The 21,685-nt window shown below is 51.2% G+C and carries 31 protein-coding genes and 3 tRNA genes; 11 read left to right on the top strand and 23 right to left on the bottom strand.

Features of this window, described 5'->3' with window-relative positions; all coding sequences use genetic code 11:
* Nucleotide 1: 1 nt before the first annotated feature.
* The 8 genes from AC6HVW_RS10605 to AC6HVW_RS10570 form a co-directional block, all read right to left on the bottom strand.
* Nucleotides 2-1,996 carry a phage tail protein gene (locus tag AC6HVW_RS10605; RefSeq protein WP_497569409.1) on the bottom strand — a complete coding sequence of 665 codons (1,995 nt, stop codon included), beginning with the start codon at nucleotides 1,994-1,996 and terminating at the stop codon, nucleotides 2-4.
* A complete protein-coding gene (locus tag AC6HVW_RS10600) occupies nucleotides 1,996-2,562 on the bottom strand; it encodes a phage connector family protein (RefSeq protein WP_497569408.1) in 567 nt (188 codons plus the stop codon). Before AC6HVW_RS10600 ends, AC6HVW_RS10605 begins: the two co-directional genes overlap by 1 nt.
* Nucleotides 2,563-2,614: 52 nt before the next feature.
* Nucleotides 2,615-3,508, bottom strand: coding sequence for a phage capsid protein (locus tag AC6HVW_RS10595; RefSeq protein WP_497569407.1), 894 nt, complete (start codon nucleotides 3,506-3,508; stop codon nucleotides 2,615-2,617).
* Between the two features lie 516 nt (nucleotides 3,509-4,024).
* Nucleotides 4,025-4,846, bottom strand: coding sequence for a hypothetical protein (locus tag AC6HVW_RS10590; RefSeq protein WP_497569406.1), 822 nt, complete (start codon nucleotides 4,844-4,846; stop codon nucleotides 4,025-4,027).
* On the bottom strand, nucleotides 4,833-5,066 hold the full coding sequence (locus AC6HVW_RS10585; RefSeq protein ID WP_497569405.1) for a Bbp19 family protein: 234 nt from the start codon (nucleotides 5,064-5,066) through the stop codon (nucleotides 4,833-4,835). The genes AC6HVW_RS10590 and AC6HVW_RS10585 overlap by 14 nt, the downstream gene beginning before the upstream one ends.
* Entirely contained in the window at nucleotides 5,063-6,688 is a 1,626-nt protein-coding gene (locus AC6HVW_RS10580; protein WP_497569404.1) for a portal protein, read from the bottom strand. The genes AC6HVW_RS10585 and AC6HVW_RS10580 overlap by 4 nt, the downstream gene beginning before the upstream one ends.
* Before the next feature lie 3 nt (nucleotides 6,689-6,691).
* On the bottom strand, nucleotides 6,692-6,913 hold the full coding sequence (locus tag AC6HVW_RS10575) for a hypothetical protein (RefSeq protein ID WP_024529648.1): 222 nt from the start codon (nucleotides 6,911-6,913) through the stop codon (nucleotides 6,692-6,694).
* Between the two features lie 10 nt (nucleotides 6,914-6,923).
* On the bottom strand, nucleotides 6,924-7,415 hold the full coding sequence (locus AC6HVW_RS10570) for a hypothetical protein (RefSeq protein ID WP_497569403.1): 492 nt from the start codon (nucleotides 7,413-7,415) through the stop codon (nucleotides 6,924-6,926).
* 161 nt (nucleotides 7,416-7,576) lie between these two features.
* Here AC6HVW_RS10570 and AC6HVW_RS10565 point away from each other — a divergent pair, with 161 nt between their 5' ends.
* Entirely contained in the window at nucleotides 7,577-8,056 is a 480-nt protein-coding gene (locus AC6HVW_RS10565) for a hypothetical protein (protein ID WP_497569402.1), read from the top strand.
* Nucleotides 8,057-8,075: 19 nt separating this feature from the next.
* On the opposite strand, the gene AC6HVW_RS10560 is transcribed toward AC6HVW_RS10565, so the two are convergent.
* The 12 genes from AC6HVW_RS10560 to AC6HVW_RS10505 all read right to left on the bottom strand — a co-directional run bounded on the left by AC6HVW_RS10560 (nucleotide 8,076) and on the right by AC6HVW_RS10505 (nucleotide 14,999).
* A complete protein-coding gene (locus tag AC6HVW_RS10560; RefSeq protein WP_497569401.1) occupies nucleotides 8,076-8,330 on the bottom strand; it encodes a hypothetical protein in 255 nt (84 codons plus the stop codon).
* Between the two features lie 169 nt (nucleotides 8,331-8,499).
* Nucleotides 8,500-8,784 carry a DUF1364 domain-containing protein gene (locus tag AC6HVW_RS10555; RefSeq protein WP_497569400.1) on the bottom strand — a complete coding sequence of 95 codons (285 nt, stop codon included), beginning with the start codon at nucleotides 8,782-8,784 and terminating at the stop codon, nucleotides 8,500-8,502.
* Nucleotides 8,781-9,374 carry a DUF1367 family protein gene (locus AC6HVW_RS10550; protein WP_497569399.1) on the bottom strand — a complete coding sequence of 198 codons (594 nt, stop codon included), beginning with the start codon at nucleotides 9,372-9,374 and terminating at the stop codon, nucleotides 8,781-8,783. Before AC6HVW_RS10550 ends, AC6HVW_RS10555 begins: the two co-directional genes overlap by 4 nt.
* A 70-nt stretch (nucleotides 9,375-9,444) precedes the next feature.
* The gene (locus AC6HVW_RS10545) at nucleotides 9,445-9,636 is read right to left on the bottom strand and encodes a hypothetical protein (RefSeq protein ID WP_497569398.1); all 192 of its coding nucleotides are present in this window, start codon (nucleotides 9,634-9,636) and stop codon (nucleotides 9,445-9,447) included.
* A 387-nt stretch (nucleotides 9,637-10,023) separates the two neighbouring features.
* Entirely contained in the window at nucleotides 10,024-10,857 is an 834-nt protein-coding gene (locus tag AC6HVW_RS10540) for a hypothetical protein (protein ID WP_497569397.1), read from the bottom strand.
* Nucleotides 10,858-11,118: 261 nt separating this feature from the next.
* Nucleotides 11,119-11,367: a hypothetical protein gene (locus AC6HVW_RS10535; protein WP_497569396.1), complete on the bottom strand. Its 249-nt coding sequence runs from the start codon at nucleotides 11,365-11,367 to the stop codon at nucleotides 11,119-11,121.
* A 3-nt stretch (nucleotides 11,368-11,370) separates the two neighbouring features.
* Nucleotides 11,371-11,841, bottom strand: a complete 471-nt coding sequence (locus AC6HVW_RS10530) for a hypothetical protein (RefSeq protein WP_497569395.1) — start codon at nucleotides 11,839-11,841, stop codon at nucleotides 11,371-11,373.
* 47 nt (nucleotides 11,842-11,888) lie between these two features.
* Entirely contained in the window at nucleotides 11,889-13,304 is a 1,416-nt protein-coding gene (locus tag AC6HVW_RS10525) for a DnaB-like helicase C-terminal domain-containing protein (protein ID WP_497569394.1), read from the bottom strand.
* On the bottom strand, nucleotides 13,294-14,031 hold the full coding sequence (locus AC6HVW_RS10520) for a helix-turn-helix domain-containing protein (RefSeq protein ID WP_497569393.1): 738 nt from the start codon (nucleotides 14,029-14,031) through the stop codon (nucleotides 13,294-13,296). Before AC6HVW_RS10520 ends, AC6HVW_RS10525 begins: the two co-directional genes overlap by 11 nt.
* Nucleotides 14,032-14,033: 2 nt before the next feature.
* Nucleotides 14,034-14,258, bottom strand: coding sequence for a hypothetical protein (locus tag AC6HVW_RS10515; protein WP_497569392.1), 225 nt, complete (start codon nucleotides 14,256-14,258; stop codon nucleotides 14,034-14,036).
* 24 nt (nucleotides 14,259-14,282) lie between these two features.
* Entirely contained in the window at nucleotides 14,283-14,732 is a 450-nt protein-coding gene (locus AC6HVW_RS10510) for a toxin YdaT family protein (RefSeq protein WP_497569391.1), read from the bottom strand.
* Between the two features lie 63 nt (nucleotides 14,733-14,795).
* Nucleotides 14,796-14,999 (bottom strand): Cro/CI family transcriptional regulator, encoded by a 204-nt coding sequence (locus AC6HVW_RS10505; protein ID WP_261282124.1) that lies wholly within the window; start codon nucleotides 14,997-14,999, stop codon nucleotides 14,796-14,798.
* Nucleotides 15,000-15,078: 79 nt separating this feature from the next.
* Between AC6HVW_RS10505 and AC6HVW_RS10500 the strand changes: the two genes are divergently transcribed.
* The 10 genes from AC6HVW_RS10500 (at nucleotide 15,079) to AC6HVW_RS10455 (ending at nucleotide 21,137) form a co-directional block, all read left to right on the top strand.
* Nucleotides 15,079-15,480: a helix-turn-helix domain-containing protein gene (locus AC6HVW_RS10500; RefSeq protein ID WP_261282123.1), complete on the top strand. Its 402-nt coding sequence runs from the start codon at nucleotides 15,079-15,081 to the stop codon at nucleotides 15,478-15,480.
* A 176-nt stretch (nucleotides 15,481-15,656) separates the two neighbouring features.
* Nucleotides 15,657-15,809, top strand: coding sequence for a hypothetical protein (locus AC6HVW_RS10495; protein ID WP_497569390.1), 153 nt, complete (start codon nucleotides 15,657-15,659; stop codon nucleotides 15,807-15,809).
* A gap of 392 nt (nucleotides 15,810-16,201) precedes the next feature.
* Nucleotides 16,202-16,516, top strand: coding sequence for a hypothetical protein (locus tag AC6HVW_RS10490; protein ID WP_497569389.1), 315 nt, complete (start codon nucleotides 16,202-16,204; stop codon nucleotides 16,514-16,516).
* An 8-nt stretch (nucleotides 16,517-16,524) separates the two neighbouring features.
* Nucleotides 16,525-16,773 carry a hypothetical protein gene (locus AC6HVW_RS10485; RefSeq protein ID WP_497569388.1) on the top strand — a complete coding sequence of 83 codons (249 nt, stop codon included), beginning with the start codon at nucleotides 16,525-16,527 and terminating at the stop codon, nucleotides 16,771-16,773.
* A gap of 42 nt (nucleotides 16,774-16,815) precedes the next feature.
* Complete coding sequence (locus AC6HVW_RS10480; protein ID WP_497569387.1) at nucleotides 16,816-18,969, top strand: RecE-related exodeoxyribonuclease; 2,154 nt, start codon at nucleotides 16,816-16,818, stop codon at nucleotides 18,967-18,969.
* Complete coding sequence (locus AC6HVW_RS10475; protein WP_497569386.1) at nucleotides 18,966-19,466, top strand: siphovirus Gp157 family protein; 501 nt, start codon at nucleotides 18,966-18,968, stop codon at nucleotides 19,464-19,466. The genes AC6HVW_RS10480 and AC6HVW_RS10475 overlap by 4 nt, the downstream gene beginning before the upstream one ends.
* A gap of 42 nt (nucleotides 19,467-19,508) precedes the next feature.
* Nucleotides 19,509-19,685, top strand: a complete 177-nt coding sequence (locus AC6HVW_RS10470; RefSeq protein WP_497569385.1) for a hypothetical protein — start codon at nucleotides 19,509-19,511, stop codon at nucleotides 19,683-19,685.
* A 48-nt stretch (nucleotides 19,686-19,733) separates the two neighbouring features.
* Complete coding sequence (locus AC6HVW_RS10465; protein WP_497569384.1) at nucleotides 19,734-19,967, top strand: hypothetical protein; 234 nt, start codon at nucleotides 19,734-19,736, stop codon at nucleotides 19,965-19,967.
* Nucleotides 19,903-20,127, top strand: coding sequence for a DUF4224 domain-containing protein (locus AC6HVW_RS10460; protein ID WP_497569383.1), 225 nt, complete (start codon nucleotides 19,903-19,905; stop codon nucleotides 20,125-20,127). The genes AC6HVW_RS10465 and AC6HVW_RS10460 overlap by 65 nt, the downstream gene beginning before the upstream one ends.
* Nucleotides 20,127-21,137 carry a tyrosine-type recombinase/integrase gene (locus AC6HVW_RS10455; protein WP_497569382.1) on the top strand — a complete coding sequence of 337 codons (1,011 nt, stop codon included), beginning with the start codon at nucleotides 20,127-20,129 and terminating at the stop codon, nucleotides 21,135-21,137. The genes AC6HVW_RS10460 and AC6HVW_RS10455 overlap by 1 nt, the downstream gene beginning before the upstream one ends.
* Before the next feature lie 147 nt (nucleotides 21,138-21,284).
* On the opposite strand, the gene AC6HVW_RS10450 is transcribed toward AC6HVW_RS10455, so the two are convergent.
* The 3 genes from AC6HVW_RS10450 to AC6HVW_RS10440 all read right to left on the bottom strand — a co-directional run bounded on the left by AC6HVW_RS10450 (nucleotide 21,285) and on the right by AC6HVW_RS10440 (nucleotide 21,585).
* Nucleotides 21,285-21,370, bottom strand: a tRNA-Leu gene (locus AC6HVW_RS10450).
* A 10-nt stretch (nucleotides 21,371-21,380) separates the two neighbouring features.
* Nucleotides 21,381-21,454, bottom strand: a tRNA-Cys gene (locus tag AC6HVW_RS10445).
* A gap of 55 nt (nucleotides 21,455-21,509) precedes the next feature.
* A tRNA-Gly gene (locus AC6HVW_RS10440) sits at nucleotides 21,510-21,585 on the bottom strand.
* Nucleotides 21,586-21,685 lie beyond the last annotated feature (100 nt).

Here is a 21,685-nt window from a genome sequence, read left to right as displayed (position 1 = left end):
GTTACCCCGCGTTAGCTGTGAATGTGGTCATGATGGCCAGCAGATGGAACGGCAGCGGTTGCGGCTGCTGGATGATTAGGGAGTCCTCTCCCCGTTCCCTGCCCAGTTTTCCAAAGAAGTGATCACCGGTGAAAAGGGGGGCGGGCTGGTTGAGGATTTTTGGGCCGAACGTACGGAACGGGATCACTTGCCCGTTACAGGTAGCGCCAGTGGTATCGAGGAAACGCATTGTCACTTCGCTGGTGCGCTTCTTGGCGTTCTGCGTGGTACCTTCGGACGTGGCTACTTCTGGCGTCAGCGTTTGAATGGTGGTTTCAAAGTGCAGGCCAAACTCTACTTTTTTGGCTTTGCGCGGTAGTGTGATCTGCCCACTGGAAACCACGCGCTGCGGCATCACCGAACCGTCAGCGACGATATCAATCAGCTTGCCTTCCAGGTGCTCTAAACCGTCCCAAATTTCCGCACCGTCGTCTGCTTCGCCAGTGGTGGCCGAGTCTGTGCGCACGTCCGGATCGAGAACCTCGACATAACGCACTGTCTGCCCGTTTACCTCACGGCGCACCAGCACATAAACCGCATCGTTATTTTCCGTGGGGATTGAGGCGACAGATTCGAACGCGCCCTCGGTGGTCTGCCGTGACCAGGCGATCACGTCTTGCGCCCGGTCGATGGCCAGCGAGATTAAGACGCCGTCATTACGCACCAACCAGATAAAAGCATCAGGCTGTTGCTGGTACGCCATATCGAGCACACCGGTACCGGTGATGTGTTCGGCTAAAACGGTCATGTCATTGGCGGAGTAAGAGACAAAGCTATCCGGGTCATACGCCACGGCATACAGCTTTTTGCCCGCACGCTGGATAAACATGATCTCGGTACCGACACGCACCGGCCGGATATTGTTGCAGCCGTACGGGCTTGGGTTTTTAACCGAGATATTGGTCGGGGTGATTGCCGCGTCATTGCCTGCGGTGATCGTAAACTCCCCGCCGAACGTCAGCGCGATTAGGGTGTTCATCTGCGCCAGGTGAACGATCGGGTTGAGCTGGTCAGATGATAGCGTGAAGCTGATCGCGTCGTCATCGTCGGTACCCAGCTCAAAGGAAAGGTAAACGCCGGTTTCGCTGAACCAGATAGCCTGAGGGTATTTAGTGGAACCGGCCAGCACCAGGCGCTGCTGGTACAACGTCACCGCGCCCGGATAGCCGAATTCATCCGACCATACGGTATCCTCTCGCGTCCATGCTCCCGGCGATGCGGCTTGCGTTGCGCTAAGGTCGGTGCGAATGGTACCCACAGCGACCTGTGCGCTCGTTATGCTATTGAGCAGCACCAAGCCACTGTTGATACGCACGTACGAACCCACATCCTCAGCAACCCAACCGGCACCAGTAAAAGGCGGTAAATCCTCGCTATCCTCTGGCGGCTCTGCATCACTCAGGGTTAACGTGATTTCCGAGCCTACAAACTCTTTTACCGACGGCTTGCACCACTTATCTGGCGTGTCGCGGATCTCGTCGAACGGCTCCACGATAAATGGAGCAGGCTCCAGCACCCAATCAAGTTGGCCACGACGTTGCAGCCGGTGCGGCTTCACATCCTGATTAACCAGGAACATGGTATCAGCGCCTTGCACGTAGTTAATTGCAGGCAGTTGATCCACGCTGTAAGGACTGGCGATTTCGTACGGCGTACCGTCGCCGTTAACGAGCTGCTGGCCATCCTGGTAAATCCGCATGTACCGATCGCCAAACTCCAGCATGTAGGACTGCGAGCGGTTGAACACGTACGGGATTAAACGGGCCTTACGGTCACCGAATTTAGCAGCAGCCGCAAAGCGAGTACCAGGGCGACGCATCACGCCCCCCTGCACCACGCACACGGCGTTTTCGATAACCTTGGCACCATTGGCGTACCGGGTGATATCAACACGCCCCATCAGGCGCGGAGAGATTTCCCCGGCGGTAAAGTTGGTTTTGATCAAATTGGCGCGCATTATGAAAACCTCGACGCCAGTGTTGGATAGCCGCCCAATTCTTCCGGTGGCTCCTCTTGGCCATCGATCGCTTTAGCCTGGCGAAGCAGATAGGCGGCCTCTTGCGTCAGCGTGTCACGCAACGACGCGGAACTGGTAACCGCGTAGGCTAGCTTGGCTGACATCATGGCTTCGGCCAAATGAACCAGCGCCGGATCCCACGTTGATTCGTCCTCGTTTCGCCAGATGTAACGCAGCCGTATAGCGTTGATATTTGCCAGCAGCCTGTTACCTTCAATCCGGTACGGGATATCGTCGAATTCTTCCCCAACGGAAAGAATACGGATCAAGTCACCTGGTAGCGGAAACTGGAACCCAAAACCAAAAGCAGGCGGCGTGCTGCTGGGTGAAAGAATGACGCGCTTAACAGCACAGTTCCACGGATGAGCACGCAGCAGGTTATTGCGTACAGTAGGGTAGATGTTCGAGCAAAGGCGCGCATGCTCGGTTGCCTCATCGAAACTGTTAATCGGGTGAGCACCGAGAGCGAGTAGCGCGTTTGAGCAGATAGTTACACTGGAAGCCATGAGCGGTACCTTTCAAAAAAAGCCGGGTGTTACCCCGGCAAGGGCGCTGGCATTAAGCGTCGAAATCGATCGCTACTACTTTCTTCTCATTCGCACGGCCAGAGCCGTAGGAAGCAAGCACAGAGATCTGAATGGTGTTGTTCTTATCGCGGCGTGGGCCAATATCAGTGTTGTAACTGATACCGGTACCGAAGTGCGCAGCGGTACCAGACCAGGCAACTGTCGTCGCTGTGCTGTCGGTAACGTTGAGTTCTTCGTATGGGATCCAGTTAAAGCCCAGCCATTTACCAGCAACGGCACCCTCTTGAAGCATCTTGCCTGCCATGAAATCAGCAGATGTGAGTTGCGTGTCGCTCAGGATCTGCGTCAGCATGTCGGCGTTGTATGCCATGTACAACTCTTCGCCGTTCTTCTCATCCGCTTCATTCCTACGGAACATGGCCTTGGCCGCAATGATTTTGGCCTTGGTCATTCCGGTACCGCCGGAAACAATCTTCTGACTGACTGGTAGCGCCACCGGGGTGTATGCGCCGTTGTTTTCCTGTTTGCGCAGGATGCTACCCAACAGCGCGGCGTAGATAAGGCGGTCTTTCGTCCGGTTGGCGGCGGCAACAGTCAGCCCCATGTACTCACCCTGGGGGTTGGCAAGCAGCTTAGGCAGGTCGGTAGGCTCAACGGGAATATGCAGATCGAAGTCTGCCATGATCACGTTGCGGGTACCGGCTTCCGGTACATCCCACACCGTATCGGCAAAACGCGTGGTGCGTTCGTGCATTTCTACGGTACCCATATCATTGATTGTGTAGCTGGCACCAGTGATCATGCCACGGTCTTTAACCGTTCCCTGAAAGCGGCTCTCTTTCTGCTGAGTGGCAATCTCGAAACCGTCGTGAAACTCCTGTACGAATGCGGCGGTGATCATTGCCTTATTGGCTGTAAAGGACATTTTTATTACTCCAAACATTATCGCCTGCGAGGTGTCGGTTTCCCGGCTCGGTTCAACGCTGGCCGATTGGCGCTTACGGACAGCGGGAATTCAGGTATCCGGCTACCACGCCGGGCTGTTGGAGTGATAATGTGTGAAGTACGCGGTCGGTTTCCCGACCAAATGAATTACTACGATGTCGTTTTTATAAAGGAGGTTTCTATGCTTAAAAACTCAGAACATTCGGAAATGATTTTCAACACAGATATTCAATATCCGATAAGGAATTTCTACGTATTAAATGGAGCTAGGCCTGGGGAGCCGGTGAACCCTAACGACTATTGCATATTGATAGATGAGTCGGGTGATAGGTATGCATGGTACACCCCAGAATGTTTATGGAACTCATTTCAGAATTACCCAGTCAAAAATGTTAACAGTGCAGATAAATACGTACACAAGCTGTTAGTTGGTAAAGATGAGCCGTATGTATACAAGGAAGAAAACTAAATACAGCCGGCTTAAAGCCGGCCTAAATTAAGCAACAGTTTGGCTGCCATATGATTTTTGATAGAACGCCCGCACTTGGGCTGATACGCGTTCGTGATCTGCGTGTTTCGGGTTGGTGTACGCCTCAGACTTCATCAGGTCGCGGATGCTCTGCTGTTCTTCGAGATTGATATCACCACCGGCGGGGGTGTCCTCGCTCATCTCTGCGCCAATCTTTGCCAGCATGCGGATCACCATCGGGTTATTACCGATTTCATCCATCTTGCCCTTATCAGCGGGATCGGCCAGGTTGTTGAATGCGCGATAAGCTAGGCCGATATTCTGTTTAAACTCGGCGTCGGTTTTCCATGTTTCACGCAACGCAGTGGTGGCGGCTTCCGCGTCTAGTTCTGCGGCGCCACCCACCAGTCCAGGGGCGCGCTGCATGTACTCACCCAGAACGAAGCCAAGCTGATCGTTGGTGATGCCTTTGGCATGAGCCGATTTGAGGAACCCCTGCATTTCTGGATCGGCTTTGAACTCGTCCCAGTTGAAGCCCTCGGCCTCTACCTTCGGCGCATAATCCTCTACAGTTTTTGGTGGCACATCACCACCGCCCAAGCGTTTCTCAAGGTGCGTATGCGCCTCTGCAAGCTTACGAGCAGAACCCTCCATGTTGAACTTGCCATCTTCGCCAGTAACGCGGTATTTCTCCGGTATCCAATCATTCGCGCCCGGCTGTTCTGCCGCGCCGGTACCGAGAAGAGAAGCAGGGCTATTACCCTGAGAACCAGCATCATCACCATTACCGCCCCCTTCGCCGCCCTCGGTTCCTGCGGCATTCATGAATAAGTGTTTAAGCTTCCACATCGTCGTTTACTCCATTGGCTCTATTGACCTGCATCAAAATGAAATCGAGCACGGAACGTTGTCCGGCCCTGTAACACGTTTCCCGATCGCCCTCTGGCCCACCAGGCACAAAAACAGGGCGCCCGAATCGTTTGGTTAATTCCTCCAGAATCTGCAGGCCGCCTGCCATCTCTTCAAACACGCGCTTGTAATCTTCTGGTGTGATTTCTTTGTGGATCATTGGTTACCTGCCAGTTGTTGCCCGATTGCCGCCCCGGCTTCCTGCCCTGCTGCGCTGGCGGCCTGCTGGCCTGCCTGCATCATGAGAGCCTGCTGTGCCTGTTGCTGCTGCGCCTTGGCCCGCTCATCACGCATGCTGGCAACGTCAGCCGATGAGCGTAATACCTTGGCCGGTACGCCAAGCCCTTCGGACATAACCCGTACTGCCTCATCAGAATCCACGTTGTCTTTTACTTCGGGATACATGGCTGCCAGTTGCCCAACTGATGCCGCTAGTTGCTGGATTGCGGTCACGTCCTCCAGTTTCTGGGCGCGTGCCAGTGGTGATATGTATTTCACGTTGAAGTTGGCAGCGTTCATGCTTTCCGGCGGCTCAGGGAACACACCGGCGCGGAACGCCAGGCCAAAGCAACGCACAACCAACGGTTGCAGATATTCAGCTTGGAAACGTCCGTACACTGGCCCCAGCAGTTGCCGGATGAGTGCCACACGCACATGCACTTCGGTAGCGGTCATGGCTGGGCCGTCTTGCGGTTGCAGCTGGTCGGCCATCATGATTTTGCGGATAGCGGCTTGCAGGCGTTGTTCTGCGGTAAACGCGACGTTGAAGTCGGCACCGGTCAGTAACGGCTTCATGCTGTCCACGCTGTTGGCCACGATGATTTTGCGCGGGCCCACTTTGACGGTGCGCGGGTTGAGTACGCCGTCATCCTCGGCGATCCACATGCCGGAAATAGCCAGGTCTTGCGCGGCCTTCTCCATGCGCTTGGTTTCGTTCAGTTCCTTGCAGTCTGGCAACGCGTCGTACGTTGGCCCGATGCCGTAACTGGTACCGGGGATCTTCATCCAGCGCGGTACGCATACAGGGAATTCGTGGTACCCGGATTCACGCACCACCTTCTTGCCGGTCACCTCAATGTTGTACGATGCAAAGCGCATATTCTTGGCCAGGCGCGCATTCACGACATAGTTATCGCGTGGGAAGATGGCATGCAGGAAATCAAACTTGTCGTCTGGTTTATCCTTGGCGGCCTTGCGGATCTTCTCGCTCACTTCCTTGTCGCCGAACTTCTTAACCGCCTGTGCGGCTGTGAGTTGATAGCAACGGAACACGGTATCGATAATGCCGTCGCTGCGTGTTGATGCCACGAACACCTGCGCCAGTGGCCACTGTTGGAACGAGTAGCCGCCCTCCTCCTGATTCTCTTCGATGTACAGCGCAAACCAGCCAGCACAAACCACATCGAGATTGGCCTCGTAGCCTTCTGCGTCGAAGTTTGAAGAGTGGATGTTTTCCCAGATGAGACTGGCGCAGGTTGATAGCCAGGCTTTGGCGTCGTCGGGTAGTGATTCGCTATCAAGGCTCAACCATTGGGCGTTGGCCGGTGTCATACCAGACATAAGCGCAGAGGCCAGCATGCGTGCGCTGTCTGTCGCGGTACCGTCCAACAGTTTCGCCACCTTGGATTTAGCGCTTTGGGCATCCAGCACCTGGGTGGAGAATCCCGAGCCGCGCAACGGGTAGGTAAAGTCGTAGCATTCCCGCCAAACGCTCTCATGCGACTGACGGGCCGCCTTGAGTGTGTCCACGCGCTTGATTAAACGGTTGGCGATTTCATCCATTGGTTAAGCACCTAAGGTAGGTTTGCCGGTCGCGCCGGTAGATAGCAACGAGCTGCCGGTATCAGTAGCACCTTCGGCACCGGTGGCCAGCAGCGATGAGCCTTTCTTGCGCTTCTTGCGCGATGCTGCGTCAGCGTTCGATGCTTTGGCCGCTGCGTTTGCTGCTGCGTCTGCCTCGGCTTGTGGGTCTGTTTGCACAGGGCTTGGAACTCCGCCTCCACACATGGCTATTCTCCTATTCCGGTACGTGCCAGCCGTGCTCGGTCAGCACTGGCTTGCCTAGGGCTGCTATGCGAGCGCCGTCCTCGTTCACCACTGTGGCTGTGCGGTTACCGCGCATCGGAGCTGGTGCAGTGGTGGCGGTCTTCACTAGGTCGAGGAAATCGAGGCAGTTGGTCAGCGGGTGGCCTTGAGCATCAACGAACCCGTAAGCCTCGAATCTAGTGACGATCTCGAAGCCTGCGGCGGGCAACGCGGAAAGCATGGCGTTACGTTCTGCCAACGCCGTACCATCCAGCAACGTGGCTACTCGTTGTTGCGTGGTCTGCTCGGTGGCTGTTGCGCCTGCAGTGGCGGCGTGCAGTTCTGCTGGGGTGTTGGCGGGTTCGGTGACTACTGGCAGGTCAGCGGCATTACCGGCTAAGGAATTCTCCAGCGTGGTGTCTGCCGTATCTGCGGGGGTGTTCTGCTGCCCCGGCACCTCGATCACTTTCTTTGGACGGGCCATTGTGGTTGCTCCGTGGATTGATAGAGCGTTCATTGTTGGCGGTTCTTGCGGTCGGTTTCCCGACCAATTGCAGAGTGGTACTTGCGAGGTTTGCTGATGAACGGTGGTGCTGGGCAGATTCCTTTGAGGTAAAATCTAGCGATTAACTCAAAGGGGTGAAAATGGACGCTGATACTATTTCTTACGAAGCGATGCTGGCAGCCAAGGAGTCCGCTCACTGGGCGTATGTGGCTATGTGGGCCACATGGTTTTCAGGTCTTACTACGTTAATTGCTGCTATCGTGGCACTGAGGGCCATGAATGTTTGGAAAAAGCAGGAGCGACGTTCAGAAAAAAAAGCTCTCAAAACTGCCCTGATAAATTATCGAAACCTTGCTCTTACCTTACCTCCTAGAATCGAGCCACAAAACCCTGATGCATATAGGGAGGCTGCCTTTGCATCTCAAAATTCAATAAACCAAATATGGAGCATTGTTACTCTAATGGAGATTGATCTTACTGGTACTGATGAGTTAGCGCGTAAATTTTTAGAACTCAACGATGTCCACGGCAAATATTTACGTGGTGAAGTCGAGCACAAGCAGGTTATGAGCGTGTTATTTGACTTTTTGGTCATTCCATTTGTAAACAGCGTAAAATAAAAACTCTGGCGGTTATGGCTTACCGCCGGAACATCCACATTTTTCTATACACCACCGTCGGTACTACCTCCCTCGCCTTACCAGTCACTTGGCACCATAAAGCGATCAGCGCCTCACCATCACCATGGCGAGGCTCCGATCCAGTTTTCCAACCAAGCACAGCAGACTTGCTCACACCTAATTCCTTGGCGATTTCTTGCGTTGAAAGGGAGCGTCGATTCAGGTCGGTGATAACGCGAAACCATTCGGTGCGGAAAGTGGCGACGAGAGGCATTTTTAACCCCCTAAACGCGCGCGTGCGCGAGGGCTATGGGAAGTGAACACGCAATCCCCGCTTGTGGAAAAGGGAGCCAAACAGAATTTTGTTCTATCTGCCCGCGTGTGTCCATGTGACTTTTCAGGATTTCCTGTTGCCCTGAAGAGCAGAATTAAATTCTGATTACTCATAGCTTCCCCTCACTGCGCAGTAACGCTTGTGTGCGGAATACTCCTTCTGCGTGGTAAAGGCGTGCTGTTTCCTCGTCTATGTGACGTGTACGGCGGTCTATCTCATCGTGGCAGCTACTGCATGCGTGAGCGCCTTGGGCGTCGTGTGGCTTGATACCGGTACCGCATGTACCCGCCATTCTGTAATGCGCTAATACAGTGGTTTCAGGATTGAAGTTGCATATGCCTGGCATGCGTACCTGACATTCCCGGCCTTTGGCCTCTTTGCGTAGGTTTGTCATGCCGCATAGTCCAGCAATTGTGATGCGGCGTTCTCTGCTGCCTGCTGGGTGGGGAACGTGCGGTACAGGATGAAATTCCACAGTACATCGATGGTGGCTTTGTAGAGCTGGGTGAATTCGATATCGTCCATCTTGGCGAATGAAATGCTTTTTGGCTCTTTGCGGATTGAGCCATCAGGCATCTGGTATTCGGTGCAGTGGCCTGATTGGATGGTTACCCAGGCGCGGAATGCTTCGAAGGATTTTGTGGCGCTGATATTACCGGCGCGCTTTAGTGCTACATCCTGTAAATACTCATCGGCGGCAGCCTGCAGAGAATCCTCATTACCAGCATAGTGGGCTAGGAATAATACATACCCGCGAACGAGTTCTTTGTCTGCCGGTGATATTGTCCCGCCGGTCGGTTGCCAGTAGTGGTACCCGAGATTCAGCAGGGAAAAATATTTACGGTGAAGCCCAGGATTACGGGCCTGTTTGAAATCGGCGTACAGTACCGCGCCGAATTTTACCGATTGCAGGTATTCGCGGGCCTCTGGCGTAAATGGCACCAGTAAACAACCTGCGGATTTTACAAATGAATACTGCGCCATTGGATATCCCCATATTGGCGCAGCGATTGTTCAGAATTAAAGCGGCTGGGTGTTCAGTCCAGCCCGTTAATTATAGCGTAATACCCTCAGGTGATACAACCGTATAACCTGCCATTTTTTGCATTTCAATCAATGCCTTAAATGTCAAAATAAACTCATCATCTTTGATATCTCTGGTGCCAACAACTCGGTTATTAACCATCCGGATAGCAACGTAGCAATTGGCAGGGAGCGCGTTTATAGCATCTGTCATGTCAGCCATGAGTACCTCAAATAAATCAGATAGATATAATTTCTCCTCAATCCCTGCCCGCCCGCACTCAGTGCCAAGCCGTTCGTTATTAGTTATGCTGTGTTGATTGGTTTTTTATCGACCGCTTTAGCTGATCGGTCACCCCAGAAACACTGTATATAAAAACAGTATCACCAACTTTGTGATTGATCAATTTTTTCAAAAAATATTTTACGGGCACTTAGCTAACCAACTAGAAATCAAAAAGGATAGATTTTCTTGTTTGTTCTACCACTACACAACAAATTTCACTGGCACTATCTCAACGGTTAGTGTACTGAATAGCCTAAGTCCTGCATGGAAGGAGTCCTTTCTCATACTCCACCCAGCAGGATAATTGAGGAACTTATATCAGGTCTATTGAGTTGTTTTTTCTTTTGCTTTTATTGCACACGCCGCCATCATTGCCTCCAGCGTATATCGCTTATAAAACTTAACAAATCCTTTGTAAAATATAAATGATAAAACACCAGAAAAGAAAATGGGTCTGTATCCGATACTTGACTCGAATACAAATTTCATTGTGACTAACGTCCAAAAAGTAATAATAAAAACCATTGCTATGTTTCTGGTGAACCCATACAAAGCAACATAATTCTGCAACTTTGCCGCATGTGGTTCGGAATTTTCAAAAGAGTAATGGTATATTAGTCTAAAACTATCACCATCAATACCTTTTGAGTCATCCATATCATCCACTTTCATTAAGAATTTTTCGTTTAATACTTCCTTGCATGTTTTAAAAACCACTGGACGCAACCTATCATCCATCTGTTTATTTTGTCGAAACTTAAAGCCTGTTAAGAAATCAAGCAATGAAATAGGCAACACAATCAAAAGCAAAATAAAACGCCCTATACAGGATAGGAAACCTGAATTATAAAAATATCCATTGCCGCGATCCGATATAAGATATTGTGATGGATATCCATTCCTACAATTTGAGTATTTCTCAATTAAAAACGAAGATAACAGTGACAACAAATGGCCAGAAATGTAGGATAAAATGACAAATGGTAAGAAGTTTAATAATTCACTAAGTGAACTACTATCGCCTACCATAAACGTTTTTGCTTCACCAGAGATCTTCCAACCATAATGCATTCCTCCAAAGTAGAATAAGTAGAGAAGAGATGCTCCAGGTATCAAATACCCTAAAAAATCATAGAACGAAAAAGGGTTTTGCTTCATGCTTCACTCCTGAAATTTTTTATTAAGATAGACTTTTTTAAAAAAAAACTCAAAGAAAAACCACTAAAAACATCGAACTCTCATATCATAACCATAAGCGTTTTATAGATAACAGAGCACAACCAAGCCAATAAGTCCCCATAATATTAGGTACTCCTAACTTAACCACCTACAGTAACTGCGCTACCAAAGCAACCATGCAGACAACCAGCACAGCCACATAGCAGCCCAAGAACACCCAAACGCCGATTGATAATCTCTTCACGATCTCCCTCTATTATCTCTCTGATCACGCCAGTAATTCAGGCGTGCTCTGAAATGCTCCTGGTGCTGTTCCGGTACCGCGTCGATCGCCTCTTCAACCGCTTTGCGGGTAACTTTCCGCGCATACAGGTATTTGATTAAGCCACTGGCGCGCAGATCGAGATTTTCCAGATCCCGATATTCCTGCGGCCAGGCTCCGCGATTGAACGGTAAGCCGGGCGGGAGGTAATCCGATTGCCCGGCCATGTGTTACCTCAGCACTTTGGCAGCGCGGTCCGAGTTGACGTAATACTGCGGATCGACGTAAGTGAGAGTGAACTCAGGGATTGGTTTTTCATGCCGGGTGAGTTGGCAGTGGGGAGATTTCAGCATTGCAGTGATACGGGTCTGCAAGCCGTGTTTAGTCAAACCGTGCTCAGGAGCGTTGATATCAAGAGCGGCTAAAATACTGGAATGCGATAAGGTTTTACCGAGCATGACCTCTACCAGTTTTTCGGCTGGGAATCCCGGTTTCTTGATTTTCTTCTCGGCGGCCTTTTTGCTGGTAGCTTTGCGATCAAACTTCGGCCGCATCACCTGGACGGGTACCGGCGCAGGGACGAACGGCGAACGTGTACGGGCGCGAGCCTGAGAATTCATGTTCCAGATAATCAGCGCGGTGTGGTCGCAACCGTCATCGATCATTGAAGGGGATTTTGCGTAAACAATTTCAGTATGCATGTTGGTCTTTCCTGTTGGTTTGGTTATTACGCGCTGGTCAGGCGCGGTTAGAATGCGTCTACTTTTTTATCGTCTTTAGCGTACTTTCGGGTTCTCTCTTGGCCGGTCTGAGATCGGCGTTCTGCCTCCTGGTCTGAGACGTCTTTGATGTATCCATCCACCATCAAGGCGTGTGCTGTTCCGCTGGCACCTTCACGGTTGTATCGTAAAATTAACTCCATCAGCTCCTTGTCTGATTTCTTGTTGTAAATGGCATCGCGATATAGCCCGATCCAAACATCGCAATCCTGCTCAATCTGTCCAGTGTCTTTACTGTCGCTAGGTACCGGGCGTTTGTCGGCACGCTCTTCAAGTTTGCGGTTGAGTTGGGTTAGTAGCAGAACGACGCAATCCAGCTCTTTCGCCAAGTTCTTCAATCCGGTGGTGATGTCACCATATGCAATATCACGCCGTTCTGCGGCCTCTGCTTTCATTAGGGTGAGATAGTCGATTGCAACCAGACCGATAGAGCCGCGCTGGCGCTTTACCTTCCTGCACTCGGCAACAACATGCGCTAATGTGGCGCCAGGGGTGCTGTCGATCATCAAGTTGGATTCTGATAGCTCCATCGCCTTGGCCATTGCGAGTGACATCTCGCTTTCGGTGTTAGCGCCCACGTAAAAAATCTCAGATTTAACACCCGCCTCTTGGGCAACCATGCGCTCGATGATCCCTCGATCCGTCATTTCCAAACTGAAAACCAACGTTGGCAGGCGGTGATTCAATGCGAAGTGAGTGGCGATTTTGTTGTATGTGGCTGTCTTGCCCATTTTTGGTCGAGCGCCGATAACTACCAGGGAACCGCGCAAGGCCTGTTTTGGGTACATCAAGCGATCCAGGCTTTCAATTCCCAACGTTAGACCGGCGGCACCTTCTGGGTCATCAAATCGGCGTCTAATATCATCAACCCACTCACCAACAATTTCGCCAGCCGGACGCAGGCCGCCACGCTTTCCGGTTTTGGCATGATCGCTAACGGCGGTGATCAACTGCTGCACGCTGGCCAGCTTACTTGCCGCGTCCATGCCGTTATTCGCTCCAACCATTTCGACGCAGGCGTAAAGTTTTTCGAGTGCATACCGCAGAACCGCTTTTTCTCGAATGGCATGGGCATAGCTGGTCATGGCATACACGCTGGCTTTGCGGCCCGTTTCGGCCAGGTAAGCAAATCCCCCCACCTGTTCCAATAACCCCTTACTTTCGAGCGCGTCACTCAGGCTGATTAGATCTGTTGGCTTACTGGCGTTCGCCAGCGTACGTAGTTCAGCGAAAATCGCTCTGTGCGAGGCAAGGTAGAACGATTCCGGTTTTACCAGGCCGAATACCGTGGCCGCCCTATCCTCTTCGGTGTTGTGCATTAGGCTGCCTAGAACGGCCTGTTCAACATCGATGTTGTACGGTGGTTGTGGCAGATTATCGGTCATTGGCCCGCTCCTCTTTCACGGCCACGTAGCAACGCTCAGTGATCAGGTAATCCAGGTTCTTACGCTTCCAGAAACCATCCCTGCCGTTTGGCCGGTCTTCCAGCATCCAGCGGCAATGCACAGCGATGTAGCGCAGATAGGCTACCCAGCGGTCCTGGTTGAATTTAAATTTCTTCCAGAAGTTACGAATGGTTTTCTTGCGTGAGTCGGTTAATACCCGTACCTCTGCCATTTCTGGCAGGATTTCGTGATAGGCGTCGAGTATCACCTGATAATTCATTCGATCATCTGCTGGCGGTTCCTGGGGGTCAGCGTCAGCTGATCCAGTATCAATAGGTTCTATGACTGGTTCTAAAGAGTGACTGGTTCTGGGTGCAGCTCCTGCACCATCTACCGGTGCAGCATTTGCACCAGGGGGTGCAGGAAATTCACCATATGGTGCAGCATTTGCACCACCACGCTTTAAGGTAATGTGATAGATATTTGACCGGTTCAGACCGTTCTCTGCCTTGCGTATTTCTACACGTACGAAACCATCTTTCACCAGTTGCTGAATGTGGTTCTGTACAGAACGCTCGGATACTTCACACTGTTCTGCGATGTAAGGTACCGATGGCCAGCATTCCCCCTGATCGTTGGCATTGTCGGCCAACTTGATCAGCACCAGCTTACGCAAGGGATTACCTACCTTGATGCTCATGGCTTGCGCCATCAGGTTCATGCTCATGTTTAGGCCCCCAGCGCTTCCGCGATCTGGCGGCAAGCGTCCTGGTACTGCTCCGGCGTCAGTTTAAGATTCTGCAGCGCTGCCTTGCTCTGCTCGTATTGTTCCCAGATCGATAGAGCCGCAATGCGCCGCCCTTCGAAAATGTGTTCGATTTCTTCCAACGGAACAGGATCACCGTTCAACCGGTACCCGTTACGCCAGGTAATGCGATCGATAGAATTAAGCATGTTGGTCTTTCCTAGTGCGGTCGGTTAAACGCTGGTCAGGCGTTGGGTGTTCTGCAATGCGTTCAGTGCTCCGGCAATCAACTGCGGTGTATCGTTGGCACCCAGGAGGATCGCGATAATCGCCGCTGCAAACTCCCGTATGGCCACTGACAGTAAATATTGAACCGATGCCCCACCTAAACGCGCTCGTCGCTCTGCAGGCAGCGCTGCGGCCATTGCGTCGGCCATTTCCCGGATCTTTGCCCTGGATGCTTTCGACTCACCACGCAGCCACCGGAATATTGCTTGCCGATTGGTGTTGATCGCCCGCCAGTCAGCACGCCCGAACTCGTCTTCAATCGGGTACAGCCGTACTGTTTTTGACTCGGTACCGAACAACTGCCACATGCGCGTTATCTCGATCGCCACATGTTCCTGGCCACGTTCTGCCGCCCACCCTGCAATTTCGCTTTTCAGTTTTTCGATGTTTTCCACTTGTCGCGTCTCCTGTCGCTCGAAACTTGATTACGCGTAATCAGATTTCGGTGGTTGTCGTTGTTAAGCTGCGTCTGGTGAGTGTTTCTCACCACCGTACAAAGCTGGGTCATACTTAAGAGCACCGCCTGTTACTTTCTCAAGGCGAGCTGCACAGCGTTCCGGAATGAGATCTCCCCAGCGAGATACAGCGGCTTGGGAAACACCTGCGGCCTTGGCCAGCTTGGTTTTGCTGACGAAGAATTCTATTGCGTGGTCTTTTAACACGTTCACCTCCTGTCATTAACTTTGATTAGGACTTTATGACTTAACATATGCTAAGTCAAATTAATTTATATTAACCCCTATGAAAATCGAAACGCTGCACGAGCGCATTAAAGCGCGTAGAACTGAACTTAAAATGTCACAGCAGAAACTTGCCGATGCTGTGAAGGTTTCGCACGTCACTATTTTCAAGTGGGAGAATGGCGATACAGAGCCAAAGGGAAAGAACCTTTTCAGCCTGGCCAAAGTGCTAAAATGCACTCCGACTTGGTTGCTGTACGGGGATGAAGCCAGCACTCCACTACCTGTTGATGAGCTACCGACCGAATTGGATGAAAGACAACAAAAATTATTAGACCTATTTGACTCTCTTCCCGAATCCGAGAAAGAAAGGCACATCGCGGATCTCGAACTCAAGGTTGATGGATTCAACGCTTTGTTCGAAGAGCTGCTCATGGCAAGAAAAAACTCAAAGAAAAAATAATCTAAAATTCAATAAATTACCCCTCATCAACTTGCAACTTAACTTTTTGTAAGTAATTTTTATTGACCAATTACTTACCTTTAGTTAAGCTTCATTCCATCAACAGCGCACAACAATGCAGCGGTTGTTCAGATAAACAAGTTCTGACGGTGTGAAAGAACACAAAGGGGAGTGCTATGAGAGCCACCAAAAAATCAGCAAAAAGTTTCCAGATTCAGTATCGCCAAAGCGGCTCATGGGTAAACGGCAACACCTACCCAACCCGTAAGCAGGCCGAAGATTATGCCCGCCTTACCGGTCGCGATTACCAAGTAGTACCTAAGCGTTAAAAGAATTTGGGATGTTGTGGCAATGGAGAACCGACCTCTTAACGCGTGATGCATAAAGTCCATGATTACCTTGCCACAGCAACCCAAACGTTATGCCTCGTGAATGCGGTCGTAACTCCTGAAAAGGTAAAGCGACGCCGGAAAGCGTAACCGGCACTTCTAGGAAAGACCAACTGCCTCACCAGGGCGAATACGGTCGTAGAGCCTGACCAGCGAAACGACGCCGGATAACGTAACCGGCAACCTTTAGACGTAAAAAAGCCCACCGAAGCGGGCTTAATTACCTCAACGGGAACCACCCCATTGAGAGGGTGCCGGGAACCACCCCGACCTTACTTAGGAAAGACCAACGGCTTACGCCACTGATCTACGTTAATTATATCGGAGTTGCTATGAAAGCACTACAGATACCAGTCACGCTGTACATCCACGTTACCACATATCCATTATCCGAAGGCTTCTATGTCAGCACATCTGATATGTCGTCTTTCCGTGGCAACGTGTTGATTGAAACCCGCCAAATCTTCATCGACATTAACCAGCCCGAGCCGATCGATATCATCGGAAAACAGGTTGAAGCGCTGCAGGCCCAAAAGGCCAGCCTAACCCAAGCGACCTACCTCCAGATCGCCACCATCGATGATCAGATCCAGCAGCTTCTTTGTATCGAGCATTGCCCGGTAACCGTTGACGAACTGCCGTATTGAGGTGAGCCATGGATATCAACTCTGTTATCGACAAAATCATCGCTGCGGGCCTCTCTGTTTTCGAGCATGAGAACAACTGCGATTACAGCCACGGCACAAAGCACATCACCATTATTGGCGGTAAGCGCCGCGTTGAGTTCTACCCTACCACCGGCATGATTTACGCGAATGCGGTTAAGGGTGAATTCAAAGCCGTACGCCTGCCCAAATCCAGCGTTAAAGCAGCCATTCGCCTAGCGAAAACAGGCCAATACTAACCGCGCCTAACCAGCGTGTAACAACCAAAGGAAAGACCAACCATGTCTATTCAAATCGTTAAATTTGAGCCGAGCAAAAAGGCCAGAAACAACGGGGCGATAGCGTTAGTTATTGCTCTTGAAGCACCGAACAAAAAGGCGGCAGAAGTAATGGCCACCGGCAAGCTGTGGGAGGCTTATCCAGCCGCTGCAGATAACTTCCTCAAGCCAGAAATTGTTGAAGATCAGCCTGGCTGCCCCCGTCCTGCTGTTGGTGTTTTCGATGAACAGTTTGCTATCGATAACGAGCTTAATAGTGAGCTTAAATGCTGGCAACCGCGTGCAGTTGATGCGCCACCGGCCGGGCCTGTCGATTTGATGGAACAGCCCGCAAACGTCAGGATCGCCGCGGTTGTGATGTACGGTGAAGGTGAGATCGATAATAGCCAGCTATCGCTGGTTGTCGATATGCTCAATGACGAAGATACACCTGATGATACCGGCATGCGTGAGGTGATCGATGCTCTGGTGTCTGTGACGCAGGTCGGCGCCATGTATCCAAGCGCAGTTTATAGACTTGTTTCTGCCATATTCGAACAAGCTGGTGAAGCCGTTCCTGCAAAGGCTGACATTTTGGCATTTGCTCAGGAGTGGGTGAGTAATCCGAGTGAGCGGGAAAAAATCAAACTTGGCAGCCCGACCATCACCAGCACTAAAGTAGAGCGCACTGAAACTGGCGCAACAGCTGGCGTACCAAACAAAGATGATCGAGGCTACCCACACACTTTAGATACCCTCGATTACGAAATTGGCGCGGCTCTGCTACCAATGGACTTCGATATTTTTAACATACCGCTCGCTATCCATCGCAGAGTAAAAGAGGTTGTGGCTAAAAAAGAAAGCCCATGGAAAGAGTGGTCGGCAATGCTCCGCAAAACTACTGGTGTTCTGGAGTTTTCCCGCGCACAAATCTTCGAACTGATCCGCGCCGCTAAACCTGATTTGCATCAGTTCCCAACCAGCCATCGGGAATATATCAACGCCAACCTTGGCCGCCAGCCAGCAGCTAAGACCAAAGAACCTGAGGTTTCTAATCTTGGTGACGGTAAATTTAGCGTCGAAGGTCTGATTGACGAACAGCCGATCACTGCCTCAAATGATGGTGAAAAAACGGAAGTGGCCACCACCGAACCGGTCAGCGATGCGGCCGCCCTGCAGGCTAAAGAGGCGCTGGATAACCTGGGTTACGGCGTATATGCAACGGAGCCAAAGCAGAAAAGCGAAATGTTGCAGCGTGCGGAGGAACTCGCCGTTGAAGCCACCCAGTTGGCCGAACAGATTAAGGCAGATGATTTCCAGCAGCGCGCAAACTTGGTAGAGCAGTTTTTCGCTGAACAGCAGCCGGAAGAGCGCGATAACCTGGCTATCTGGAACAAGGTTTATAAGACCGACCCTAAACACACAAAGGCGTTTTCCAATAATGGCGGCGGGACGTCGATCAATGGTACCTACATGGTCATGGAGGCCACCAAGCTTTTCGGCCCGCAGGGTATCAACTGGGGCGTTGAAGTTGTCGAGGAACGTTTCGATAACGGTGCGCCAATCATGCAACCCATCAAGCAGGAGGATGGCACCGTAATCAAAGGCGTTATTCCTAACGGTGTCGGGGGGTACCTTTGCGAGGTTAACCATACAGTGAGAATAAACCTGTGGTTCGAACAAGGCGGAAAAACCGCCGTGATACCGTCCTACGGCTGCACCCCTTATATCTACTCAACCAAGTATGGCCCCGTGAGTGACGGTGAAGCACCTAAAAAGTCGCTGACTGACGCCACCAAAAAAGCTCTTTCACAGCTTGGTTTCTCTGCCGACGTGTTCCTCGGTCTGTATGACGATGTTAACTACCGCCAAGAGAACGACGCCGAGTTTGCCCTCAAGAACGCCAGCGACAAGGCCGAAGGTGTTACCCGGCTACGTGAAGAGCTGGACGAGAAGCTGACCAAAGTCGCCGAGACAATCAGCAAGGCCGTAACGGTTAACGAGGCCAACAAAGTACACGCCTCGATCGCCCGTGAAGTGGACGCCCACCGTAAAGCCGCCGAGGGCAAAGGCGATACAGAGCACGCCAAATACTTGGCTGGCCGCCTACGCCGTCTCACCACCCTGAAAGATGAACGCATCAAAGCCCTTTCCGCTTCCGAGGAGAAAACCCAATGAGCATCACAGCCATCGCATTAGCATCTGATTACGCCAAGCTGCAGCAGTTGGTCGAAACCTCCGACGAGCTTACCCCGGAAATGATCGCGGATACGCTGGAAGGTATCGAGGGCGCACTTGGCGATAAGTTGGACGCCGCTTATACCTACGTTCGCAACCTCGAAGGTTTAGCCAAGACCGTTGACGAAGAAGTTAAACGCCTGGCGGATCGTAAAAAGTCATTCGAGAACCGCGCTAAATCCATCCGGCAGTATGTGCTGACGTGTTTACTTGCGTCTGGCCAGGACAAGTTAAAGACCGTAGCCAATACGTTTACTGCACGAAAAGGCTCCGTCAGTGTAGTGATCGATAACGTGGATTTGTTGCCAGATGAGTTAGTCGCCGTGCAAACCCTCGTTGCGCCAGATAAAAAGGCCATCAAGGAAGCGATCGAGTGCGGAGTGGACGTCAAGGGCGCCCACATCGAGATCGGAGAACGTACGCTGCAAGTCCGATAATCACCCGGCCCCACCACTGGGGCCACTATCGAGGCAACAATAATGCTGAGAATGTATTTAGCCAAAGGCGACGCCGTACACGTAACCTTCTCCGATGGTGAAACAGGGATCATCCAGGTGGAAAGTCGCAGTGAACTCTCTTTCCATTTCCCGAAAAAAGTCAGGCTAGTTCGCGAGAAAGAAGCCTTTAAAAAAGTAATTACGCCTAATCAGAAATAAGGGCCCTTCCCCTGCATTGTGGCAACCCAATAACCAAGGGGAACCACAATGCAGGCATGGCAACCAGGCGCGCGCCTACTCTCAGATTTTGATATCAAGATAGGCCGCTTATCCGCAAGCGTACGGAAAAAACAACTCAGTGAAGAAGATATCATCCGGGCGTGTCGTGTGACCGACGACGCAATCGCCCTGATGGTTAAACCGGGGAAAGACCAACATGAAAAACGACCACGACATAATCACAAAGGAGGAGATGATCGAGCTGACCGGTCATCATTATAAATCTAAGCAATGTGAGGCATTACGCCGCGCAGGCATATTCTTTATTGAGCGCCCCGACGGCCACCCTAAAACCACCTGGGGGCATTTTTTAAATCCTGTTAAATATCGCAACGAACCGCAAAAACCGGCCACGAAAGAGCCTAATTTCGAGGCGATGTAATGGCCGGAAAAAGAAAAAACCACGCTGATAACTGGATGCCGCCACGTGTATATCGTGGCCGCTCCGTCTATGAGTTTCGGCATAACAACGGGCGTACGATAAAGCTATGCCCTCTTGATGCTGCTCAGTCCACGGTATGGCTGGAGTATGAGAAGTACATCGAACAGCAGAAAAACGAGGAAACATTCAAAACCCTGTCCAATCGGTTCCTTACTTCGGCTGAGTTTACCGATTTGGCGTTCGAAACCCAGAAGGATTACCAAAAATACGCCAACAAATTAATGCCGGTATTCGGGGATGTAGCCCCGGATAATATTAAACCTGAGCACGTCAGGCGGTATATGGATAAGCGCGGATTAAAAAGTAAGACACAGGCGAACCGGGAGAAAACGTTCATGTCGCGGGTATTTGGCTGGGGGTACGAGAGAGGATATGTGAAAGGGAATCCCTGTAAGGGCGTCAGGCAGTACAAAGAAAAGGCTCGTGAGCGCTATATCACTGATGCTGAATATGCCGCTGTTTTTGCCGTTGCTGACGATACAGTCCGCGCAGTAATGGAGCTGGCTTATCTCTGTTGCGCAAGGCAAAGCGATGTAATCGCATTAACCCGCGACCAGCTTTTAGAGCCCGGGATCTTTATCTGCCAGGGTAAGACCGGAGCCAAGCAGATCAAAGCCTGGTCCGATAGATTACGCGCTGCCGTGGAGCTGGCCGACGCGGTACCCATTGCGAACGGTATCGCCAGCGTCTATGTAATCCATCAGCAGAACGGTAACCGGTACACGCGCGATGGCTTTAACTCGAAATGGCGTAACGCGAAGCTGGCGGCCAAGGCTGCTAACCCGAGCTTGGATATCGATTTCACATTCCACGATTTGAAGGCGAAAGGCATTTCGGATCTGGAGGGTTCACTCAGTGAGAAACAAGCAATATCAGGCCACAAAAATTCGAGCCAAACGGCAATTTACGACAGAAAAGTTAAGATAGTGCCTGTGGTGGGTAATCAATAAAAGTGAATGGATATGCTGCTTTCGGAATTGATCTTCGGAAATCATCTTCGGAAGATGTTCGGAAAGCAGATTTCAGGCACAAAAAAACCGCCTCTCGGCGGTACGACATTACTACATATTGCTTTGATTATTCTTAGTTTATTTTCCTGGTACCCGGGGCGGGACTTGAACCCGCACAGCCATAAGCCGAGGGATTTTAAATCCCTTGTGTCTACCGATTTCACCACCCGGGCTCGGGAAAATTGGAGGCGCGTTCCGGAGTCGAACCGGACTAGACGGATTTGCAATCCGCTACATAACCGCTTTGTTAACGCGCCTTAATTCTGTTTGCCTTTGCAGGCTAAAGCTCGCAATCACCAGCTTTACTAAATTTGGAGCGGGAAACGAGACTCGAACTCGCGACCCCGACCTTGGCAAGGTCGTGCTCTACCAACTGAGCTATTCCCGCATTAATCAGAACTTGCTGATTTTTTTAAATCTTTTGGCAACTCACCGCTGCCGTCTGATGCGATGCATTCTACTTATCTGGCGTGGTGAGTCAATAAAAT

Source organism: Serratia sp. NCCP-200 (assembly GCF_059697885.1).
This window is presented reverse-complemented; position numbering and strand designations above follow the sequence as displayed.

Bases quoted from the DNA above. Each gene is read 5' to 3' on its own strand.
- AC6HVW_RS10485 (WP_497569388.1), top strand. From the start codon at position 16,525: ATGGATATCAACTCTGTTATCGACAAAATCATCGCTGCGGGCCTCTCT.
- AC6HVW_RS10535 (WP_497569396.1), bottom strand. From the start codon at position 11,367: ATGGCCGGGCAATCGGATTACCTCCCGCCCGGCTTACCGTTCAATCGC.
- AC6HVW_RS10475 (WP_497569386.1), top strand. From the start codon at position 18,966: ATGAGCATCACAGCCATCGCATTAGCATCTGATTACGCCAAGCTGCAG.
- AC6HVW_RS10460 (WP_497569383.1), top strand. From the start codon at position 19,903: ATGAAAAACGACCACGACATAATCACAAAGGAGGAGATGATCGAGCTG.
- AC6HVW_RS10540 (WP_497569397.1), bottom strand. From the start codon at position 10,857: ATGAAGCAAAACCCTTTTTCGTTCTATGATTTTTTAGGGTATTTGATA.
- AC6HVW_RS10490 (WP_497569389.1), top strand. From the start codon at position 16,202: ATGAAAGCACTACAGATACCAGTCACGCTGTACATCCACGTTACCACA.
- AC6HVW_RS10545 (WP_497569398.1), bottom strand. From the start codon at position 9,636: ATGGCTGACATGACAGATGCTATAAACGCGCTCCCTGCCAATTGCTAC.
- AC6HVW_RS10595 (WP_497569407.1), bottom strand. From the start codon at position 3,508: ATGTCCTTTACAGCCAATAAGGCAATGATCACCGCCGCATTCGTACAG.
- AC6HVW_RS10605 (WP_497569409.1), bottom strand. From the start codon at position 1,996: ATGCGCGCCAATTTGATCAAAACCAACTTTACCGCCGGGGAAATCTCT.
- AC6HVW_RS10580 (WP_497569404.1), bottom strand. From the start codon at position 6,688: ATGGATGAAATCGCCAACCGTTTAATCAAGCGCGTGGACACACTCAAG.
- AC6HVW_RS10470 (WP_497569385.1), top strand. From the start codon at position 19,509: ATGCTGAGAATGTATTTAGCCAAAGGCGACGCCGTACACGTAACCTTC.
- AC6HVW_RS10500 (WP_261282123.1), top strand. From the start codon at position 15,079: ATGAAAATCGAAACGCTGCACGAGCGCATTAAAGCGCGTAGAACTGAA.
- AC6HVW_RS10480 (WP_497569387.1), top strand. From the start codon at position 16,816: ATGTCTATTCAAATCGTTAAATTTGAGCCGAGCAAAAAGGCCAGAAAC.
- AC6HVW_RS10530 (WP_497569395.1), bottom strand. From the start codon at position 11,841: ATGCATACTGAAATTGTTTACGCAAAATCCCCTTCAATGATCGATGAC.
- AC6HVW_RS10495 (WP_497569390.1), top strand. From the start codon at position 15,657: ATGAGAGCCACCAAAAAATCAGCAAAAAGTTTCCAGATTCAGTATCGC.
- AC6HVW_RS10590 (WP_497569406.1), bottom strand. From the start codon at position 4,846: ATGTGGAAGCTTAAACACTTATTCATGAATGCCGCAGGAACCGAGGGC.
- AC6HVW_RS10565 (WP_497569402.1), top strand. From the start codon at position 7,577: ATGGACGCTGATACTATTTCTTACGAAGCGATGCTGGCAGCCAAGGAG.
- AC6HVW_RS10550 (WP_497569399.1), bottom strand. From the start codon at position 9,374: ATGGCGCAGTATTCATTTGTAAAATCCGCAGGTTGTTTACTGGTGCCA.
- AC6HVW_RS10455 (WP_497569382.1), top strand. From the start codon at position 20,127: ATGGCCGGAAAAAGAAAAAACCACGCTGATAACTGGATGCCGCCACGT.
- AC6HVW_RS10520 (WP_497569393.1), bottom strand. From the start codon at position 14,031: ATGAGCATGAACCTGATGGCGCAAGCCATGAGCATCAAGGTAGGTAAT.
- AC6HVW_RS10555 (WP_497569400.1), bottom strand. From the start codon at position 8,784: ATGACAAACCTACGCAAAGAGGCCAAAGGCCGGGAATGTCAGGTACGC.
- AC6HVW_RS10560 (WP_497569401.1), bottom strand. From the start codon at position 8,330: ATGCCTCTCGTCGCCACTTTCCGCACCGAATGGTTTCGCGTTATCACC.
- AC6HVW_RS10575 (WP_024529648.1), bottom strand. From the start codon at position 6,913: ATGTGTGGAGGCGGAGTTCCAAGCCCTGTGCAAACAGACCCACAAGCC.
- AC6HVW_RS10570 (WP_497569403.1), bottom strand. From the start codon at position 7,415: ATGGCCCGTCCAAAGAAAGTGATCGAGGTGCCGGGGCAGCAGAACACC.
- AC6HVW_RS10515 (WP_497569392.1), bottom strand. From the start codon at position 14,258: ATGCTTAATTCTATCGATCGCATTACCTGGCGTAACGGGTACCGGTTG.
- AC6HVW_RS10585 (WP_497569405.1), bottom strand. From the start codon at position 5,066: ATGATCCACAAAGAAATCACACCAGAAGATTACAAGCGCGTGTTTGAA.
- AC6HVW_RS10525 (WP_497569394.1), bottom strand. From the start codon at position 13,304: ATGACCGATAATCTGCCACAACCACCGTACAACATCGATGTTGAACAG.
- AC6HVW_RS10600 (WP_497569408.1), bottom strand. From the start codon at position 2,562: ATGGCTTCCAGTGTAACTATCTGCTCAAACGCGCTACTCGCTCTCGGT.
- AC6HVW_RS10465 (WP_497569384.1), top strand. From the start codon at position 19,734: ATGCAGGCATGGCAACCAGGCGCGCGCCTACTCTCAGATTTTGATATC.